Annotated in this window: 15 protein-coding genes; 10 read left to right on the top strand and 5 right to left on the bottom strand. The window is 55.5% G+C overall.

Annotation, left to right across the window (positions count from 1 at the left end; all coding sequences use genetic code 11):
* Positions 1 to 59 precede the first annotated feature (59 nt).
* Entirely contained in the window at positions 60 to 719 is a 660-nt protein-coding gene (locus tag H6F46_RS15025) for a cofactor assembly of complex C subunit B (RefSeq protein ID WP_099531902.1), read from the bottom strand.
* 24 nt (positions 720 to 743) lie between these two features.
* The gene (gene rpaB, locus H6F46_RS15020; protein ID WP_099531901.1) at positions 744 to 1,472 is read right to left on the bottom strand and encodes a response regulator transcription factor RpaB; all 729 of its coding nucleotides are present in this window, start codon (positions 1,470 to 1,472) and stop codon (positions 744 to 746) included.
* A 552-nt stretch (positions 1,473 to 2,024) separates the two neighbouring features.
* On the opposite strand from rpaB, the gene radA reads away from it, so the two are divergent.
* Positions 2,025 to 3,557 (top strand): DNA repair protein RadA, encoded by a 1,533-nt coding sequence (gene radA / locus H6F46_RS15015; protein WP_190355552.1) that lies wholly within the window; start codon positions 2,025 to 2,027, stop codon positions 3,555 to 3,557.
* A gap of 14 nt (positions 3,558 to 3,571) precedes the next feature.
* Here the strand turns inward: radA and H6F46_RS15010 are convergent, their stop codons facing one another.
* On the bottom strand, positions 3,572 to 4,072 hold the full coding sequence (locus H6F46_RS15010) for a hypothetical protein (protein WP_190355551.1): 501 nt from the start codon (positions 4,070 to 4,072) through the stop codon (positions 3,572 to 3,574).
* A 345-nt stretch (positions 4,073 to 4,417) separates the two neighbouring features.
* Complete coding sequence (locus H6F46_RS15005) at positions 4,418 to 5,473, bottom strand: adenosine deaminase (protein ID WP_190355550.1); 1,056 nt, start codon at positions 5,471 to 5,473, stop codon at positions 4,418 to 4,420.
* Between the two features lie 36 nt (positions 5,474 to 5,509).
* Between H6F46_RS15005 and H6F46_RS15000 the strand changes: the two genes are divergently transcribed.
* From H6F46_RS15000 to H6F46_RS14975, 6 genes are all read left to right on the top strand, one after another.
* Entirely contained in the window at positions 5,510 to 5,812 is a 303-nt protein-coding gene (locus tag H6F46_RS15000; protein ID WP_190355549.1) for a hypothetical protein, read from the top strand.
* A 60-nt stretch (positions 5,813 to 5,872) separates the two neighbouring features.
* The gene (locus H6F46_RS14995) at positions 5,873 to 7,198 is read left to right on the top strand and encodes an adenylosuccinate synthase (RefSeq protein WP_190355548.1); all 1,326 of its coding nucleotides are present in this window, start codon (positions 5,873 to 5,875) and stop codon (positions 7,196 to 7,198) included.
* A 251-nt stretch (positions 7,199 to 7,449) separates the two neighbouring features.
* Complete coding sequence (gene rplY, locus H6F46_RS14990; protein ID WP_099531898.1) at positions 7,450 to 7,749, top strand: 50S ribosomal protein L25; 300 nt, start codon at positions 7,450 to 7,452, stop codon at positions 7,747 to 7,749.
* 312 nt (positions 7,750 to 8,061) lie between these two features.
* A complete protein-coding gene (locus H6F46_RS14985; RefSeq protein WP_190355547.1) occupies positions 8,062 to 9,606 on the top strand; it encodes a bifunctional aminoglycoside phosphotransferase/ATP-binding protein in 1,545 nt (514 codons plus the stop codon).
* Positions 9,607 to 9,769: 163 nt separating this feature from the next.
* The gene (locus tag H6F46_RS14980; protein WP_099531896.1) at positions 9,770 to 10,078 is read left to right on the top strand and encodes a hypothetical protein; all 309 of its coding nucleotides are present in this window, start codon (positions 9,770 to 9,772) and stop codon (positions 10,076 to 10,078) included.
* Between the two features lie 169 nt (positions 10,079 to 10,247).
* Positions 10,248 to 12,467 carry a CHASE2 domain-containing protein gene (locus H6F46_RS14975; protein ID WP_190355546.1) on the top strand — a complete coding sequence of 740 codons (2,220 nt, stop codon included), beginning with the start codon at positions 10,248 to 10,250 and terminating at the stop codon, positions 12,465 to 12,467.
* 192 nt (positions 12,468 to 12,659) lie between these two features.
* Here the strand turns inward: H6F46_RS14975 and eno are convergent, their stop codons facing one another.
* A complete protein-coding gene (gene eno, locus H6F46_RS14970; RefSeq protein WP_190355604.1) occupies positions 12,660 to 13,949 on the bottom strand; it encodes a phosphopyruvate hydratase in 1,290 nt (429 codons plus the stop codon).
* A 740-nt stretch (positions 13,950 to 14,689) separates the two neighbouring features.
* Between eno and H6F46_RS14965 the strand changes: the two genes are divergently transcribed.
* The 3 genes from H6F46_RS14965 to tadA all read left to right on the top strand — a co-directional run bounded on the left by H6F46_RS14965 (position 14,690) and on the right by tadA (position 17,649).
* Positions 14,690 to 16,405, top strand: coding sequence for an AarF/ABC1/UbiB kinase family protein (locus tag H6F46_RS14965; protein ID WP_099531892.1), 1,716 nt, complete (start codon positions 14,690 to 14,692; stop codon positions 16,403 to 16,405).
* A gap of 2 nt (positions 16,406 to 16,407) precedes the next feature.
* A complete protein-coding gene (gene ruvC / locus H6F46_RS14960; protein WP_190355545.1) occupies positions 16,408 to 16,971 on the top strand; it encodes a crossover junction endodeoxyribonuclease RuvC in 564 nt (187 codons plus the stop codon).
* A gap of 87 nt (positions 16,972 to 17,058) precedes the next feature.
* The gene (tadA, locus tag H6F46_RS14955) at positions 17,059 to 17,649 is read left to right on the top strand and encodes a tRNA adenosine(34) deaminase TadA (protein WP_190355544.1); all 591 of its coding nucleotides are present in this window, start codon (positions 17,059 to 17,061) and stop codon (positions 17,647 to 17,649) included.
* Positions 17,650 to 18,270: the final 621 nt, after the last annotated feature.

Raw genomic sequence — 18,270 nt, 5'->3', positions numbered from 1 at the left:
ATGGTTGCGAGTCACCGTTGATCGCGAGTCATTGCTATGCCTCAAGTCATTGCTATGCCTCACAAAGTTGCGGCTTCGATCGAGTTGGCGAGCTTATCAGCAATGCCCGCAATCCAGCGCTCGTCTTGGTTGGTGTAACTGCGGGGGGCGTTGGCTCCCAAAATCAACACGCCCCGATCGCCCAAAGGCTGCACAATCACGCCCTGGGTATTTTCGGGTAAATAGTCAAACTCAATGCGGCCGGGATAAACCTTCAAATCCACGAGATAGATCGGTTGTTGTTTATCGATCGCCCGCTGGACAATCGGCCCCGGCTTGACGATCGCTTGCGGGCCCAAAACACCGCGCCGAAGCAACGTTTGCCCAGCCGTGCGATCGCCCCGGTAAACCACCACCGATCGGGTCACCGTGTTGGTTAGCAACAGGTGGGAGGCCCAGGCCAGTTCCACCTGCAACGGGCGATCGAGATCAGGCGCTAGCTCAAACCCTTCCGGCCCCGTTAGCTCCACCGCGTCCGGCAACTTGGGTTGCACCCGCTGCCAGAGCAACCCCGTCAAAATTAAGAAAGCACAGGCGATCGTCCCGGCCACGTCCGATCTCGCCTGCCACTCACTGATTTGAGGAGTCCAGAGCCGATTCACAAACAGCCCCACCCCGATCGCCATGCCCACCGCGATCGGCAAATTTTGCAGCCAACGATTGGTTTGCGATCGCGCCATAGCTGCCTGGGGGCTGCCGGGCCCCTAAACCTCGTTTGCGTCCAGAATGCGTTGGAACAGGTAACCCGTGCCCCGCGCCGTCAGGATTAGTTCTGGATTGCTGGGGTCTTCCTCCAGCTTGGCCCGCAGTCGAGAAATGTGAACATCCACCACGCGGGTGTCCACATGGCGCTCGGGTGTGTAGCCCCAAACTTCCTGCAAAATTTCTGCCCGTGAGAACGGTTCGCCCGATCGCGACACCAACAGCTCCAACAGGCTAAACTCCATTCCCGTCAGCCGAATTCGTTCATCGCCCTTGTAAACCTGGCGCTTGTTGGTGTCAATGCGGATGTTGGCCACCTGAATCACGCCAGAGCTGGGAATTCCAGAGGCGTGGTTTTTGTCCACTCGCCGCAACACCGAGCGAATCCGAGCTTCCAACTCCTTGGGCGAAAAGGGCTTCACCACATAATCATCGGCCCCCAATTCCAGACCCGTGATTCGATCGGCCACATCGCCCAGCGCCGTGAGCATAATGATCGGAATATCCGATTCCTTGCGGAGTTCCTGGCACACGCCATAGCCATCCAGCTTCGGCATCATCACATCCAACACCACCAGATCCGGCCCCGCCTTCCGAAACACGTCCAAGGCTTCTTCGCCATCGGCAGCCGTGACCACCTCATAGCCAATCATGGACAGGCGGGTTTCTAGAATGCGGCGAATGCTGGCTTCGTCGTCAACAACCAGGATTTTTTCTTTGTGACTATCCAAGGAGAGGCCTCCTCCAATGGCTTTAACTTCTGCGTGAACTTTTGCGTGTTTTTGAATCGCTATCTTTCGGCTTTTATCGCTTTATTGTACCGAGGACATTTAAAGAGGCAATTCTAACCGCCGTTTCTCTTCCGTTTTGGAGATTATCAGTCGATCGCGGCGCAGGTTGAGGGCTGATTTCGTCAAAATGGATTGACAAATTACCCGCTCTGATGTGCGATGGGAGCGCATTTGACCCCAGTTCTTTGGAGTCGGGAATTGTAACTGATTGGGAACGCACCCTTTATTAAAAACAAGCGGGGTGTTTGTCGCAATGTTGCAACGAAATTGAAACAATTGCAGAAATTTCTTAATTTGTTGCGCTTTTGTGGATTCTCCTTTTGGGGGTTGCCATTCTAGGGGTTGCCATCCTAGGGCAGAGGCTAATTAACGGCAATCGAGGGCTGGGAGCACTGAATTGAACCAGCACCAATTGGGGTGGAAAACGGCGGTCAAGGTCTGGATCAACCAGGGCCGGATCAAGAAGGGCCGGATCAAAGGGGAGACGATCGAATGGCGAAGGTAAAAACCCGCTACGTTTGCAGCGCCTGCGGAGGCGTGGAGGCCCAAATGTTCGGGCGCTGTCCCAGTTGTGGCCAGTGGGGCACTTTGGTGGAAGAGGTGTTGGCTGCGGAACCCAGCACCACGGGCCGGGCCGCCGTGGCCGCCACGACCCGATCGCGCAAGGGATCTCGCCCCCAAGAGCCGGCCAGCCCGATCGCGGCTCGCACCTTGGCCGAAATTCGCGATCGCCCCCGATCTCGCTGGGCTTCGGGGTTTCGAGAACTCGATCGAGTCTTGGGCGGGGGAATTGTGCCCGGCTCCTTGGTGCTGATTGGCGGCGATCCGGGCATTGGTAAATCAACCCTGCTGTTGCAAACGGCTAACCAACTGGCTCGATCGCGCCGGGTACTCTACGTTTGTGCCGAAGAATCGGGACAGCAGGTGAAACTGCGGGCCCAGCGATTGGGGGTACAGGCTCCGGCGGCGGAACCGATCTCGGGCCAACTCCCGGAGGAATCGCCGGACGATCGCGCCGATCTGTACCTGCTGCCGGAAACGGATTTAGAGCCAATTTTGGCGGAAATTGAAAGCTTGCGACCGGCCATCGCCATCATTGACAGTGTGCAGGCAATTTATCTGCCCGCGCTGGCTTCTGCGCCGGGATCCGTGGCCCAGGTGCGGGAATGTACTTCGGCCCTGATGCGCCTGGCCAAGCGGCAGGATGTGGCCATGTTGCTGGTGGGCCATGTGACCAAGGAGGGGGCGATCGCTGGGCCCAAGGTGCTGGAGCATTTGGTGGATACGGTGCTCTATTTTGAGGGCGATCGATTTGCCAGTTTTCGCCTGTTGCGATCGGTTAAAAATCGTTTCGGCGCTACTCAGGAATTGGGGGTGTTTGAAATGGTCGATCGGGGGCTGTTGGAAGTCGCAAACCCCTCCGCCCTCTTTTTGGGCAACCGAGATGAGCGCGTGCCGGGCACGGCGACCATTGTGGCCTGCGAAGGAACCCGCCCGATCGTGGCGGAACTGCAAGCCCTCGTCAGCCCCACGAGCTATTCCTCGCCGCGCCGCGTCACCACGGGCATGGAATATAACCGGCTGCTGCAAATTTTGGCGGTGCTCGAAAAACGGGTGGGCGTGCCCCTCTCTCGGCTCGATGCCTACGTGTCCACCTCCGGCGGCCTGAGCGTGGAGGAACCGGCGGCGGATTTGGGTGTGGCCGTGGCCTTGGTGGCCAGTTTCCGCGATCGCATTGTTGATCCGGGCACGGTGCTGATCGGCGAGGTGGGTTTGGGCGGCCAAGTGCGTCCCGTTTCCCAACTGGAATTACGGCTCAAGGAAGCCGCAAAATTGGGATTTAAACGGGCGATCGTGCCCAAGGGGGCCGATGTACGAATTCGGGGAATGGAACTGATTCCCGTGGGGCGGTTGGTGGATGCGATCGGGGCGGCCATGGCGCGATCGATCGCGGCCGATGCCGCCCCTGATCCGGAAACCAGCGATTCGCACTCAAGCACACCCCAATCCCAAATTGAAGATTGAGTGAGCCTGTAGCGCTAACGGCCAGACAGCGTGAAATTGAAAAGATTTCCTAAAGCGATACCCAAGCCTGTGCTAGCGGAACCAGTGATTCCACCCCAAAATAACGCCCTGAGTTTTCCAACCATTAATCGCAAATTATCAATGGCAAAAAACTGTAGAGCAGATGCAATTAACGGCACTGTAATGGGCAAGGCCCAGGGAATGACCGCTAGCCCTGCGCCAGATGTGAAAACCAAAGCAACAACAATGACTACGCCACCCGCCAGTCCGCCAATTGCTAAAATTCGTAATCCCGCCACAATTCCAATGACTGGCAATACTAGGGGAATCGCCATAGAATAAGCCACACCTAGCAGCGACATAGAAAAGTCGGGACTGGTGAAAGCGGCTCTCAGAAACAAACCCGTGAGCAGATGGAAAAGACCACTTCCTGCAAGTTGTAAGTAGGCTTTTCTAGCGGCTGTTTGATCATCAAGAGAGCTAACAAGTCGGCTAATTCGGGTTTCTTTTTTCATTGGCATAACAAGCAATTGACTATGGATTGGAGGCAATGCCTTGTGATGACAGACTTTGGGGCTGATCCGAGGTATGCCGAAAACGAAAACGAAAAAGTTACGACAACCTCAAAAATAAGATTGTCTTGAAACCTGCTTCTACAGCAACGCAAGTTATTGCATTAAATTGGGCTGTTCGATTGTTTCTTGCACGGTTATACAAAAAATCCTCCCGGAATGAGGAGGATCTCAAAGATCTGAAACATGATCATGATCGAGATTATGATCGATGGCCCCGCCGTTTCAACGATGTTGCAGTCTGCACTGACTGGGTACTTCACCCGATCCGACAACTAGAAAATTTGTCTAAACCGGCAGTGGTTCACTGATCGCCCGATCGCGCGGAATTTTGCGATCGAACAAACTGCCCAAAACGGCCGCCGGGCGAGCACTGTGGGGCCAAGCAAACGCATGACGAAATGCTGCTTCTTGGCAGGCTTCCAGTTGCTCAAAATCAATCACATCCAAGGTCAGCAGGGTTTCGTATTCAAAGGGCAACCGCACATTATGTAAACCCGCATTGTCGGTGCAAATAGCAATCTCAACCCCCGCCTCAAAGCAGCGATCGAACACGGTTTTCAGTTCCCGTAAATCGCTCATGGTTCCCGTTTTGAGATAGGTGGTGGGACATACTTCCAAACATTGTCCCCGGCGGGCCAACTCGGGTAGCAGTTCGGGATATTGCAAGGGAATTTGAATCCCATGGCCAATTCGCATCAACAGCGGTAAAAGGTCGGGACATTGCCCCATGGGAGTTTCGTAAACATGGCCCGTGGTTTTGAGACCCAGCGATCGCGCTAATTCGTATAGCTCAATCCACTCATGCAATCGATCGCCGTACAAATCGTCACCGCCCGCCAGGTCGATCGCGCAAACATAGTCCCGCGACTGAGCTGCTAACTCCACGATCGCCCGATTCACCTCATAGGGCAACTTGACATGCATACATAAAATTTGGCTGGTGACGATCGGGCAATCCACCACCTGGCTGGCCTGGCCCACCGTTTGCACAATGTCAGCCATTCGATCGATCCGCTCTCCCATTGGCAAATGCTCAGGGGTGCGCAGATAGGGCGTGTAGCGCAGCTCCAAATAGGCCAAATTTTCGAAAATGTAGGCCCCCCGAATCAGGCGATAGATGAAATAGGGCAACATTTCCTGGGTCTGTACACTTTCCACCAATGAGTGCAGCTCCAAATACTCCGCCAGGGTTTTGCGAGGACGGGTGTAGAAATCCTCAAATGCCCCATAGTCTGGAAATTGGGTCGTTAAGTCCGATCGATGCCGTTCAAAATAGCGCCACAGCACCCGAGGCACGACCGAACCACCCAAATGCCGATGCAGTTCTGCATGTAATGCCATAGAAGCGTCCCCGAGAGTACTGAGTCTTGCGAGCAGTTGCGATCGAAGCTGGAAATCGTCCCGATCGGGCCCTGGGCCGGTCGTCAAATTGCCCAAAACCCCGATTCCACCGTGATCATTCCGGGAGAAACAAGGGGCTTAAGCCCCTTGTCTACGACGATTGGGGAACGGAAAACCAACCGTTTCAACCTCACCTCGAAAAATGACGATCGGGCCCAAGAACCGACGATCATTTCGATATTTTTATTGTTGCTTAAGAAAATTAAATCGGGCGCGATCGCCCGAGCCTATATCCCCCCGAGCGATTTCACCCAGTCACCGCCTCGATCGCCCGGTTGACACCTTTACACCTCGATCCTGATAATCGTCGTTTGTGTAAACTCAAACACCGCTAAACCGTTGGCTAACGTCGTTGTAATTGGGGCCCAGTGGGGCGACGAGGGCAAAGGCAAAATTACAGATCTCCTCAGTCGGTCGGCCGACGTGGTAGTTCGCTACCAAGGGGGGGTCAATGCCGGACACACGGTCGTTGTTCAAGACCAAGTGTTCAAGCTGCACCTCATTCCGTCTGGCATTTTGTATCCCGAAACCGAGTGCATCATTGGCTCGGGCACGGTCATTGATCCGCAAGTGCTGATTGAAGAACTCGATCAGCTCGTAGCGTTGGGTATTTCAACGGACAACCTGTTGATTGCGGAAACGGCCCACGTGACCATGCCCTATCACCGGCTGATCGATCGCGCGGCGGAGGAAAAACGCGGTAACTACAAGATTGGGACGACAGGGCGCGGCATTGGCCCGACCTACGCCGACAAATCCGAGCGTACCGGCATCCGGGTCATGGATTTGATCGATCGCGAGGCGCTGCCAGACTTGCTGCGTTGGACGATCGCCCAAAAGAACGTCATTCTCGAAAAGCTCTACGACCTGCCGCCGCTGGACGCGGAAGCGGTGATTGAAGAGTATTTGGCCTATGGCGATCGACTGCGGCCCCATGTGATCGACGCATCGCTCAAAATTGCCGACGCGGTGAAGCAAAAACGAAACGTTCTGTTTGAAGGGGCCCAGGGAACCCTGTTGGACCTGGATCACGGGACTTATCCCTATGTCACCTCTTCCAATCCGGTGGCTGGGGGAGCCTGCATTGGGGCAGGCGTGGGCCCCACAATCATCGATCGGGTGATTGGCGTGGCCAAGGCTTACACCACCCGCGTTGGCGAAGGCCCCTTCCCCACGGAAGCCCTGGACGAAACCGGAGAACATTTGGGCGAACGGGGGGCCGAGTTTGGCACCACCACGGGCCGCAAGCGCCGTTGCGGTTGGTTTGATGCGGTCATTGGCCGCTATGCCGCCCGGATCAACGGCCTGGATTGCTTGGCCATCACCAAGTTGGACGTGTTGGATGAGCTGGCGGAAATCAAAGTTTGCGTGGCCTACGAAATTGACGGCCAACGCTGCGAAAATTTCCCCGCCGGGTCGCACCAATTCGCCAAGTGCCAGCCGATTTACGAAACCCTGCCCGGTTGGCAAACTTCCACCAGCGGTTGCCGCAATCTGGAAGATTTGCCCAAGCAGGCGCTGGACTACCTGAAGTTTTTGGCGGAGTTGATGGACGTGCCGATCGCGATTGTTTCCTTGGGAGCCAGCCGCGACCAAACGATCATCATCGAAGACCCCATTCACGGCCCCAAACGCGCCTTGCTGTACGAAAACGGCCAGAGTTAGCCCTAAGAACCAGCGGCCACAATCATCCCCATCAGGGTTAGTCGCAATCCGTTAACCCTGGGGGGCATCTGGCTACGGGCCCTTGCCTGAAAATGCCCTGATGATTCAGGCTCCCTTTCAACGGCTCAAGCCTGGGGAATGGGGTTGAATTTCTGTTAATATTCTTTGGCTTTCTACGCCGACGATAGCTCGATCGCCCGCCGATTCTTGCTTGACTGAGTGCGATCGATCCCACAATAGGAGAACCATCCATGAGCCTTACTTTTGAAGCCCAAGTCCGTCCCGAAGGCAGCAAGCCCGGTGCTCTGCGTCGCGAAGGTTTGATTCCGGCGAACCTCTATGGTCACGACGGCGCAAACTCGGTGTTGCTGACGATCAACGCCCGGGATTTGGGTTATATGCTGCGATCGGTTAAGGTGGGCGAAACTCCGGTTGAACTCACGATCGCTGATTTGAACTGGAAGGGTTCCGTGGTGCTGCAAGAAGTGCAAAAGCACCCCTGGAAGTCAACCATGGTCTATCACGTCAGCTTCCTGGCCGCGAAGGGCTAAATCGCCTAGCAATCTAACTGGATGCTTGATGAAGCGAGAGTAGGGCAATTGAGTTTCGATTGCCCTACTTTGTGTTTTGAACATATTTGGAGCGCATTTGGAACGTATCTGGAACGTATCTGGAACGTATTTTGGAACCCATCTTGAATTGGGAGTCCTGGGCGTTCAATTCGGCTGATTGAGGATTTGTTGAAAGCTTGTTAAGAGCTTGTTGAGCGCTTGTATTGAAAATTTGTTGCATTGCATTCGCTGCACTGAACCTGTTGAATGCAAGCAGCGAGATTGAGCCAGTCCCCCTCAGGAGTTTTGTGCATGGATTCGACGCTGCCGCCCTTGGTGCAACAGATGCTTCAGCCGGAATTCTATCCCCATCCGGTGCAGGAGCCGATCGCCCTGATTCAAACCCACGTTTCCTTTGTGTTCATCACGGGAGACTGGGTTTATAAACTCAAAAAGCCGGTGAACTTTGGCTTTTTGGACTATTCCACCCTGGAGCGGCGTAAGGAATTTTGCGCTCAAGAAATTGCGCTCAACCAACGCAGTGCAGCGGAACTCTATGTGGGCGTAGTTCCCATTATTCAAACGGGCGATCGCTACCAATTGGCGGAAGTGGGCGAAGCTGAAGCCAGCAATGGGGCGGTGGAATATGCCGTCAAAATGCATCAATTTCCTCAGGAAAATTTGATGAGCGCCCGGTTCGATCGCGGCGAAATCACCGAAGCAGAGATCATTGAGCTGGCCCGGGTGGTGGCGGAATTTCACCGCACCGCTCCCACCAGTGATTACATCAATACCTTTGGGGAAATCCCGCAAATTAAAGTTTCCTTTGATGAAAACTTTCAACAAACCACGGGTTACATTGGCGGGCCCCAAACCCAAGCGCAATTTGACCTGACCCAAAGTTGGACGGAAGCTTTTTTTGCGGAAAATGGGGAGCTATTCCAAAGTCGTGTGACCGGCGGGTTCATTCGCAATGGCCATGGCGATTTGCACCTGGGCAATATCTGTTGGCTGAACGATCGCCCGCTGTTGTTTGACTGCATTGAGTTCAACGAACCTTTCCGGTTTGTGGACACTATTTACGACGTGGCTTTTTTGGCCATGGACTTGGAAGCTCGGGGCCGCATTGATTTGGCCAATGCCTTTGTCAATGAATATGCGGAGCGATCGGGCGATTGGGCTGGTTTGGCCCTGTTGCCGCTGTATCTGAGCCGCCAATCCTACGTGCGGGCCAAGGTCACCTCCTTTTTGCTGAATGACCCGGCGATTCCGGAGGCCGATCGAGCCGCCGCCCACGATCGGGCCACCGCCTACTATCGCCAAGCGGCCAGCTATGCCCAACCTCGATCGGGTCAGGTAATTTTGATGTGTGGCCTGTCGGGATCGGGCAAATCAACCGTGGCTCGGCAATTGGCTCGCCAAACCAACGGGATTCAGATTCGATCGGACGCGGTGCGCAAACACTTGGGCGCTGTGCCCCTGGACCAAAAGGGGCCGCAATCCCTTTACAGTGCCGAAATGACCGCCAAAACCTACGATCACCTGCTGCAATTGGGGCTGGATCTGGCCAGTCGGGGCGAAACGGTGATTCTCGATGCCAAGTACGATCGCCGAGCCTTGCGCCAAACGGTGATTGCCGCCGCCCAAGAACGGGAATTGGATTTGGAAATTGTCCATTGCCAAGCCCCGATCGAGGTGCTGCGCGATCGACTCAATCAGCGAACCGGTGACATTGCCGATGCCACGGCTGATCTGTTGGCGGCTCAAGTGGCGGCCTTCGAGGCCTTCAGCAACGAGGAACGCCTTTGGGTGCGCGAGGTAGACACAGCCCGGGGGAGCGATTTAAAGTTGCAGTAGCTGATTTTCCCGGTGGCGGCTGTTGGCCCTGCGCAAGTTGCCTGCGGTCATTGGTGCTGAGTAAATTGGTGCTGAGTAATTTGGTTCCCAATTCGCGCTCAGTACTTGGCAAACTTGGCAAATTTGGGCAACGGCCGCCCCGATCGCGACAATCCCCAGACCCGTGAGCTATCTGTATCAAGGCTTAGTTTGGTTCTTGCTGTTTTGGCTTGCCCTGGTGGGGGTGGGCTACAGCACGCTGTCAGCTTTGGTGCTGGCGATTTTTGGTGGCGCTGCTGGATCAATTATTTCCGTGTGGTGGCAGCAGCCGGCCGCCGATCCGGTGGTGACGCGGCGAACGTTCGATCGGGTGGAGCGTGCGCCGCGTCCCTATCCTTACGAAACCCTGGAATCTTCGCGCCTCAAGCGCCAGGGCCGTCGCCGTCGCCAAATTGGCTGGCTAGATCAGTGGTTGCGGGTGCGGCCTCGCTAGGGTTGAATAACGGCTGATCGGTATTACCCAGCGGCAGGAAATTTTTTCAGGGTAAGTGCCTTGTTTTCAGGGTAAGTGCATTGTCTTAACCCAAGTGCTCTGACTGAGAGCTGACCGTTGTTACGGAGTTCAACAGTCGGCAGCACCCACCGAAGAGGAAACAAGCACCGTGTGGCAATGGGGTCAATGGCGCGATCAACGCCTGCCCTGGCAAACGCGCCAGGTCGCTGATGTTTTGTTGGTGGCGGCGGTGGCCGGTGGCTTGCTGTTGGCTCGCTCTTGGGGCTGGCTCCAGCAGGCGGAATTGGTGGCCTATGACTGGCTGATTCGGGCCCGATCGACCCCGCCCCTGCGCGATCGGGTGGTGATTGTGGGGGTGGATGAACCGGATATTCAATTTTTGAAGGTTTGGCCCGCCCGCGATCGAGACTTAGCCAAACTGCTGGAAACACTCGTGGCGGCTCGTCCCGTGGCGATCGGGCTGGATATTTACCGAGATTTGCCCCTACCCCCTGGTCAGGAACGCCTAGAGGAAATTTTTCAGAACAGTCCTGTCCCGATCGTCGGCATTCGGCTGATGCCCGACTCGGAAAAAAAAGGAATCCTGCCCGCAGCGTCCCTGGCTCGCTATCAGCAAATTGGGTTTAACAACATCATCATCGATCCCGATCGGCTGGTGCGCCGCCACATCCTCTATTGGTGGCATACGGATCCAAAAACGCGCCAACGCCAAATGCATCAGAGTTTTGCCTTTGTGTTGGCCCAACTGTATTTGAAACAGCGCCAAGTGACCCTGACCAAAACCGAAGATCCCAAACAACTGCAACTGGGGCGGCTGCGGTTGTCCCCGATCGACCCCAACAGTGGCGGCTACCAGGGCATTGATGCCGGTGGTTACCAAATCCTGGCCGATTGGCGGGGCCCCTCCAGAACCGTGCCGGTGGTTTGGTGGCGGGACGTGGTGCAGGGGAAGGTGTCGCCCGCGCAACTCAGTGGGCGAATTGTGGTCATTGGGGCCATGACCGAAAGCCTGAAGGACTACGCCTACACGCCCTATAGCAACCAAGGACGGGATTCGGCCCAACCCATCTTTGGGGTGGAATTGCAGGCCCAGGCGATCGAGCAACTGTTGGAGTCCGCGATCGAGGGGCGGCCGCCCATTCGCACTTGGCCCGACTGGGTGGAACAGGTTTGGATTTTGCTGTGGACTGCGGCCGGGGCGATCGCCGTGAAGCGATCGCGCTCCATGGGCCAGGCGGCTTTTCACCTGGCCTTGGCCCTGTTAGGCATCGGCAGTTTCACCAGCCTGAGCCTGGGGTGGGGGTGGTGGATTCCGATCGTGCCGGTGGCCATGGGCACGCTGGCCAGCGCCGGGGGGCTGTGGCTGCTGGCCTTTCAGCGGCAACAGGAACAGACCCGATCGACCCTCTTTTTTCAGCAAGTTTTGGCCGCCATTCCCGAGCCACTGTTTGTGAAAGACCAAAATCGGCGCTGGATTGCCGTGAATCCTGCCTTTTGCAACTTCACGGGGCTAACCACCACCGATCTGTTGGGTAAAAGGGCAGAGGATGTGTTTTCTCCTGAGTTGGCCGCTGCCCTCACGGCGGAAGATCAACGGGCGATCGACCAGTTGGGGCCCGCCGAAACCCAATTCGCCTGGCCCGATCCCTTTGGTCGAGAACGAATGGTGAGCACCAAGCGCACCCTCCACCGCGATCGGGCCGGGAATCAGTTCCTGGTGGGGGTGATGCGCGACATTACCGAGCAGTGCCGAGCCGAAGCGGAATTACGCCGCACCGCCGCCGAACTGCGGGACTATACCCAGCAACTGGAGCTAGCCCACGATGTGTTGCAATACCAAGCTCGCCACGATGGCCTCACGGGATTGGTGAACCGTAAATATTTCTATGAGCGCTTGGATGTGGCGCTGCAACAAGCCCGCCAGGATCGGTTCATGAGCGCGGTTTTATATCTGGACTTGGATGGGTTCAAGGCCGTGAACGACACCTTGGGCCATCGGGCCGGCGATCTGTTGCTGATTGAATGTGCCCAACGCCTGACCCAAAACCTGCGAGGCAGCGACACGATCGCCCGATTTGGCGGTGATGAATTTGTGGCGTTGTTGCCGGCCATTCCCCAAGGGGACGTGGCGGCCAGGGTGGCCGAAAAACTCCTGGCCGCCGTCAGCAAGCCCTATCGCGTTGAGGGCTGTGATTGCCAAATTACGGTCAGCATTGGTGTGGCCCTGTTTCCCGACGATGCGGAAACGGCCGATCAGCTCATTGAATATGCCGATTCCGCCATGTTTGCGGCCAAGGGGATGGGAAAAAATGCGTTTTGTCTCTATGGCGAGCTGCCAGCCGAGCCTGATCGGGTTTTGAGAGGGTAGTAGCGCGACATCCTTAAAATATTGGGTCAAAGTTGCGGAGCCAGTCGTGGTAACAAGGGGCTTAAGCCCCTTGCTGCTTAACGATCAAGTGACGGTAACAGCCATGTCATTTAACCCAGTGAATTAAGGCAGCCATGCTAGTAGGCGCAGCCTGAACCGATCGGCCAGGCTGCACCAGCTTTCAGGAGAGGCCTAGCTCGAGAACTTCGGGCCCAAGCCGATCGCCCCGGCATAAACCGCCCGATCGCCCAGTTGATCCTCAATTCGCAGCAGGCGGTTATATTTCGCTACCCGTTCGCTCCGACAGAGAGAACCGGTTTTGATTTGACCGGCGCGCGTGGCCACGGCCAAATCGGCGATCGTCGTGTCTTCCGTTTCGCCGGAACGGTGGCTAATCACCGAGCGCAGGCCGCTGCGGGTGGCCAGGTCGATCGCCTCCAGGGTTTCCGTCAGCGTCCCGATTTGGTTCAGCTTAATCAAAATGGCATTGGCCGCCTTCAGCTCAATCCCCTTTTGCAAGCGCGTTGGATTGGTCACAAACAGATCGTCGCCCACCAGTTGGGTGCGGCTGCCCAGGCTGGCATTCATCGCCGCCCAGTTGTCCCAATCGTCTTCGCTCAGGCCGTCCTCGATCGACACGATCGGGTACTGGCTCGCCAACTTGTCCAAATAGGCGATCGTTTCCGCCGGGCTGTGGGTTGCCCCATCAAAGGCATAATTCCCACCCTTGTACAACTCCGTCGAAGCCACATCCAGCGCCAGCGCCACTTGCTCGCCCGGTTTGTAGCCGGCCTTCTCGATCGCCGCAATCAGCAAATCGAGCGCCTCTTGGTTGGAACCCAAGTTCGGCGCAAAGCCGCCCTCATCGCCCACGCCCGTCAGCAGGTTTTTATCCTTCAGCACCTTGCTCAGGGCTGCAAACACTTCCGCCCCCCAGCGCAGGGCCTCCGCAAAGCTGCTGGCCCCGTGGGGCACAATCATGAATTCTTGGATGTCCACATTGTTGTCCGCGTGGGCCCCGCCGTTAATCACGTTCATGAGGGGCACGGGCAACACATTCGACAAGGGGCCGCCCAGGTAGCGATAGAGGGGCAACCCGGCGGTGGCGGCGGCGGCCTTCGCCGTGGCCAGCGACACGGCCAGAATGGCATTCGCACCGATTTTGGACTTGTTGGGCGTGCCATCCAGCTCAATCATGGCCAGGTCAATGCTGGCTTGATCAAGCGCATCCATGCCGTAGAGTTCCGGCGAAATTTGCTCTTCAATATTTTCAACGGCTTTCAGCACGCCCTTGCCACCATAGCGGCCGAGGTCGTCATCCCGCAGTTCGTGTGCTTCAAAAGTGCCGGTGGATGCGCCGCTGGGAACCTGAGCCAGGCCGGTTACCCCCGATTCGAGGGTGACTTCGGCTTCGACGGTGGGACGACCCCGCGAATCCAAAATTTCTCGCGCGTGAATTTCGACGATCCCCGTGTCGGTCATTTCCATGCGTTTTCTCCAAATCCAAAAGCGAACTCGATGCGGGCCGTTGGGATGGGCATTGTGCCCCGCGATCGGGTGGCCAAGTGCGATCGCCCCATCCAGCGGTCAATTGCCAGAATCAGAATAAGTCTTCATGGGTCGTTTGCGCGGGTTTTGCGCGTGAGATCCCGTGAACCTGCTGTGATGCTTCTAGGCGGCTCTGGTGCTTTGATGGCAGCGAGCTTTGGGGTTTGGACTTGGACAGATCAAGGCCGGAGCACTTGAATCCCAAACTTAAACCTCAAAAGTCGGAACTCTCAAAACCTCAGCTCCGAGGTCTGAACACTGAAGCTGGCCATTGTTGACCTTGGGTGATCTGTTCTGCTGCATCAACCATTACGGCTTGGGCAGCCAATTGGGGTCTGAAATGGGCCTTGGTGGCACTTCCGTCAGTTAATTGAGTTAATTGAGCGGTATCGGACTGATTCTGGCTCTGTCGTAACCGTAAGATCGGCCGATCGCCCCAAAACTTTAGGGATCGATCGGGAGCTGATGCCCCGACCATCCTGATCGCCCCGATCGATCCAATTCCTCCAGCCGTGACCCGCAAGCTAGTTCGTTAGTGCATGAACTGAGATTAGGGCTTGGATTAGGGCTTGCTGAGATTAATTGGCTGGAATTAATTGGCTGGAATTAGTTGGCTGAGACTGGCTTCGCCAAAATCCCCTACACTGAGACTGCTACTTTGCTCGATCGCTCGAATGCTGGTTAAAGCCAAGCCCCAGCCCCTAGCCCCCCGTTGGCAAAAACCCCGATATTCCAGTTGGGAACGGCAGAAGGACGTGACGATCGCAATCGGGCGATTTGTCTCGGCCCTGTGGTGGGATCGTGTTCGCAAACAAAACAGCAGTGAGCAACGCAGTCGCCGGGCCCAGTGGCTAGCCCAGACCCTGGTGAACTTGGGACCCGCGTTTATCAAAGTGGGACAGGCCCTGTCCACCCGCCCCGATCTGTTGCCGGGGGAATATATCACCGCCCTCAGCCGATTGCAGGATGCCGTGCCGCCCTTCAGCACGGATCTGGCGATCGCCACGATCGAAGCAGAGCTGGGCCAATCTGTTCAGGAACTCTTTCTAGAATTTGAACCGGAGCCGATCGCGGCGGCCAGTTTGGGGCAAGTTCACCGGGCCGTGCTGCCTGGGGGCGATCGGGTCGTGGTCAAAGTTCAGCGCCCGGGTCTAGAGCCGCTGTTTGATCTGGATTTCAAAGTTCTGCGGCGTTTAATTCACTGGAGCGAGCTGCTCTTTCCCTGGACTCAGCAATACGATTTGGAGTCCATCTATCAAGAATTTTTTCGGATTCTCTATCAAGAAATTGACTACGTTCACGAGGCCCACAACGCCGATCATTTTCGCCAAAACTTTCAGGAATTTCAAAATGTCCGAGTTCCCAAAATCCATTGGCCCTACACCACTTCCCGCGTGTTGGTGATGGAATATCTGCCGGGAATTAAGGTGGATGACTGCGAAGCGCTGGTGTCCTGCGGCATTGACACCAAAAAGCTGAATCAGTTGGGCGTTTGTTGCTACTTAAAACAGCTTTTGCAAGATGGTTTCTTTCAGGCAGATCCCCATCCGGGAAACCTGGCAGTGACCCAAGATGGATCGCTGATTTTCTATGACTTTGGCATGTTTGTGGAAGTGAAATCCCTGGCCAAAGAACAGATGCTGCAAACCCTGTTTGCGGTTCTGAAAAAAGATAGTGAATCGGTGTTGGAATCCCTAATTTCCATGGGATTAATTGAGCCGGTTTCGGATATGCGACCGGTGCGAAAACTGCTGCAATTTACCCTGGAACGGTTTGCAGAGCGGCCGGTGGATGTGAATGCATTCACGGAAATGCGCCGGGAAATTGCCACTTTATTTGAGCAGCAACCGTTCCGACTGCCGGCCCAAATGACTTACATTTTGAAGTCGATTACAACGCTGGATGGCATTGCGCGGCGACTGGATCCGGAATATAACCTGATTGCGCTGGCCAAACCCTTTGTGAAGCAGTTTGCGGGCATTGATCCCAATCGATCGCTCGCGGAAGGGCCAGGAGCCAACAAAACCCAAAAATGGCTGGGCTTGGCTAAGTTGGCCCTGGATACGGTGCAAGCGCAACTGAGCAAGCCGAATCCAACGGTGCTGGCAATTCAGCGGCTGGAGCAACGAATTGAACGGGGTGAGCTGGAACTGCGGGTGCGATCGACGGAAACTGATCGGGCCCTGAAACGCCTGAACCTGTCGATCGAATGTTTGATGTACACCTGCTTGGCGGGCTGTTTGTTAATTAGCGGGGCGGTTTTGGTGACGGGGCCCCTGGCTCACTGGGCGGCCTTTGTGTTTGCGGGGTCGGGAGTGGCGGTGGTGTTGCTGGTGCGGGCGTTGGTGCGGCTGTCGGTGCGCAAGCGGCTCGATCGATTCATGGAGTAGCTATGGCCGATCGGGAACGGATTCTGGGCCTTGATCCGGGGCTAGCCATTTTAGGATTCGGGGCAATTAGCGTTCCTGTCGTTGGGGATCCGGTTTTTGGGAGTGATGGTTCGTTGGGTTGGCGATCGAGCGATCCGGTGGCGATCGACCCGGTGGCGATCGAATTGATCGACTTTGGTATCATTGCCACCCCTGCCGGCCAGCCCATTGGCGATCGGTTGGTGACCCTTCACGACGATTTGCACGCGGTCATTGACCAAATTGAGCCGGATCGGGTGGCGATCGAAAAACTCTTTTTTTATCGGATGGGCAACACGATCGCCGTAGCCCAAGCCCGTGGGGTGGTGTTGCTGGTTTTGGCTCAACGGCAACTTCCTTGGGTAGAATTCACACCGGCCCAAATTAAGCAAGCCCTCACCGGCTACGGCAACGCCAAGAAGCCCGAAGTGCAAGCCGCCGTGGCCCGGGAACTGAATTTGACCACCTTGCCCAAGCCGGACGATGCGGCCGATGCGTTGGCCGTGGCGATCGCCGCTTGGGGGGCGGAGGCTGCCAATCGCGGCTAGGAGCCAAGCGGCTCACGGGTAGCGTTAATTGGCTAGAAACCAGTTGGTAGCAGGTTGTTGGAGTTGCAAAGTTGCGGGGCGAGAGCGATGTTGCGAATCAGTCAGGGGCTGGAAACACCACAACTGATCACCTCGGGAAACGCTGCTCGCAAAAGCTGCCAAATCGATCGCACGCTCCTGGAGCCGGAACACCCCCAACATCAACATTGGATGGGTCACGCCTTGCAATTGGCCGCCGCTGCCGGGGCCGCTGGGGATGTGCCCGTGGGGGCGATCGTGGTGGATGGACAAGGCCAAGCGATCGCGCAGGCCGAAAACCGCAAGCAACGGGATGGCGATCCCACGGGTCATGCGGAAATTTTGGCGCTTCAACGGGCCGGGCGATCGCGCCAAAATTGGCATCTAAACGATTGCGTTCTTTACGTCACTCTGGAGCCTTGCCCCATGTGTGCGGGGGCAATTATTAACGCTAGACTTGGGTTGCTTGTTTTTGGGGCGATCGATCCCAAAGCGGGAGCCATTTGTTCTGTGCTTAATTTGCCCGCCAGTGCCGCTTCTAATCACCGATTGCCGGTTATTGGCGGTGTCTTGGGCCAAGACTGTCAGCAACAATTACAAGCCTGGTTTCAACAGAAGCGTCCCGATCGATTCTGTACCCCGCCTTCGGAAAGCACCTGAATAGTATCTTGGAGTACTTGCCAAACGCCAGTTGTTGTGAAATTAAAAACCGCAGCCTCTTATTTTTACTGCTAGATTCGTTGATTTATAAACTTTTGATATGTCGATTTTGATTTTTCAAATATCCCTATTGGCACTATTGTCTCATTCATTTTAAAAATCTCCAAATCCATCATTTGATGAATAATTCAATCAATTAATTATCAATTTAGTAATTAATTTCTCGAATCAATCTTTTAAGTGAATGTTTAGGATTGATGTTTAAATCCAGAACTAAAAATTACATCTAAACTGATTATCGCGTTACATGGTAAATGCCATCAAGCAGTTAGTTGGTATGCAATGATCACCCTCCTAATTATTGGATCTGAAACTCATTCAAATCAAAATTCAAGAGATCTAATTTTCACTCATCCAGGCTATATCTTCTTTCACTAATTAACTCTGAGAAATCTGAAGGGCTGATCGGGGACGAACAAAATTGAAAGAGATAGGGTCGTACGTCAATCTAATGTGGGATTGATAGAGTAGAGAGACTGATGGATGAAGGTTCACGCCATGGAATGCCCTCTGTGCGGTCACAGCAAAGCCCATAAACACGGCAGGATGCCCAATGGACAT

Origin of the sequence: Limnothrix sp. FACHB-1083 (assembly GCF_014696485.1) — a bacterium.
Classification (GTDB): domain Bacteria; phylum Cyanobacteriota; class Cyanobacteriia; order CACIAM-69d; family CACIAM-69d; genus CACIAM-69d.
The sequence above is the reverse complement of the archived record's forward strand: the minus strand, read 5'-3'. Positions and strand labels throughout refer to the sequence as shown.

Coding starts and splice junctions, on each gene's coding strand:
- H6F46_RS15025 (WP_099531902.1), bottom strand. CDS start 719: ATGGCGCGATCGCAAACCAATCGTTGGCTGCAAAATTTGCCGATCGCG.
- radA (WP_190355552.1), top strand. CDS start 2,025: ATGGCGAAGGTAAAAACCCGCTACGTTTGCAGCGCCTGCGGAGGCGTG.
- H6F46_RS15010 (WP_190355551.1), bottom strand. CDS start 4,072: ATGAAAAAAGAAACCCGAATTAGCCGACTTGTTAGCTCTCTTGATGAT.
- H6F46_RS15005 (WP_190355550.1), bottom strand. CDS start 5,473: ATGGCATTACATGCAGAACTGCATCGGCATTTGGGTGGTTCGGTCGTG.
- rplY (WP_099531898.1), top strand. CDS start 7,450: ATGAGCCTTACTTTTGAAGCCCAAGTCCGTCCCGAAGGCAGCAAGCCC.
- H6F46_RS14985 (WP_190355547.1), top strand. CDS start 8,062: ATGGATTCGACGCTGCCGCCCTTGGTGCAACAGATGCTTCAGCCGGAA.
- eno (WP_190355604.1), bottom strand. CDS start 13,949: ATGACCGACACGGGGATCGTCGAAATTCACGCGCGAGAAATTTTGGAT.
- H6F46_RS14965 (WP_099531892.1), top strand. CDS start 14,690: ATGCTGGTTAAAGCCAAGCCCCAGCCCCTAGCCCCCCGTTGGCAAAAA.
- ruvC (WP_190355545.1), top strand. CDS start 16,408: ATGGCCGATCGGGAACGGATTCTGGGCCTTGATCCGGGGCTAGCCATT.
- tadA (WP_190355544.1), top strand. CDS start 17,059: ATGTTGCGAATCAGTCAGGGGCTGGAAACACCACAACTGATCACCTCG.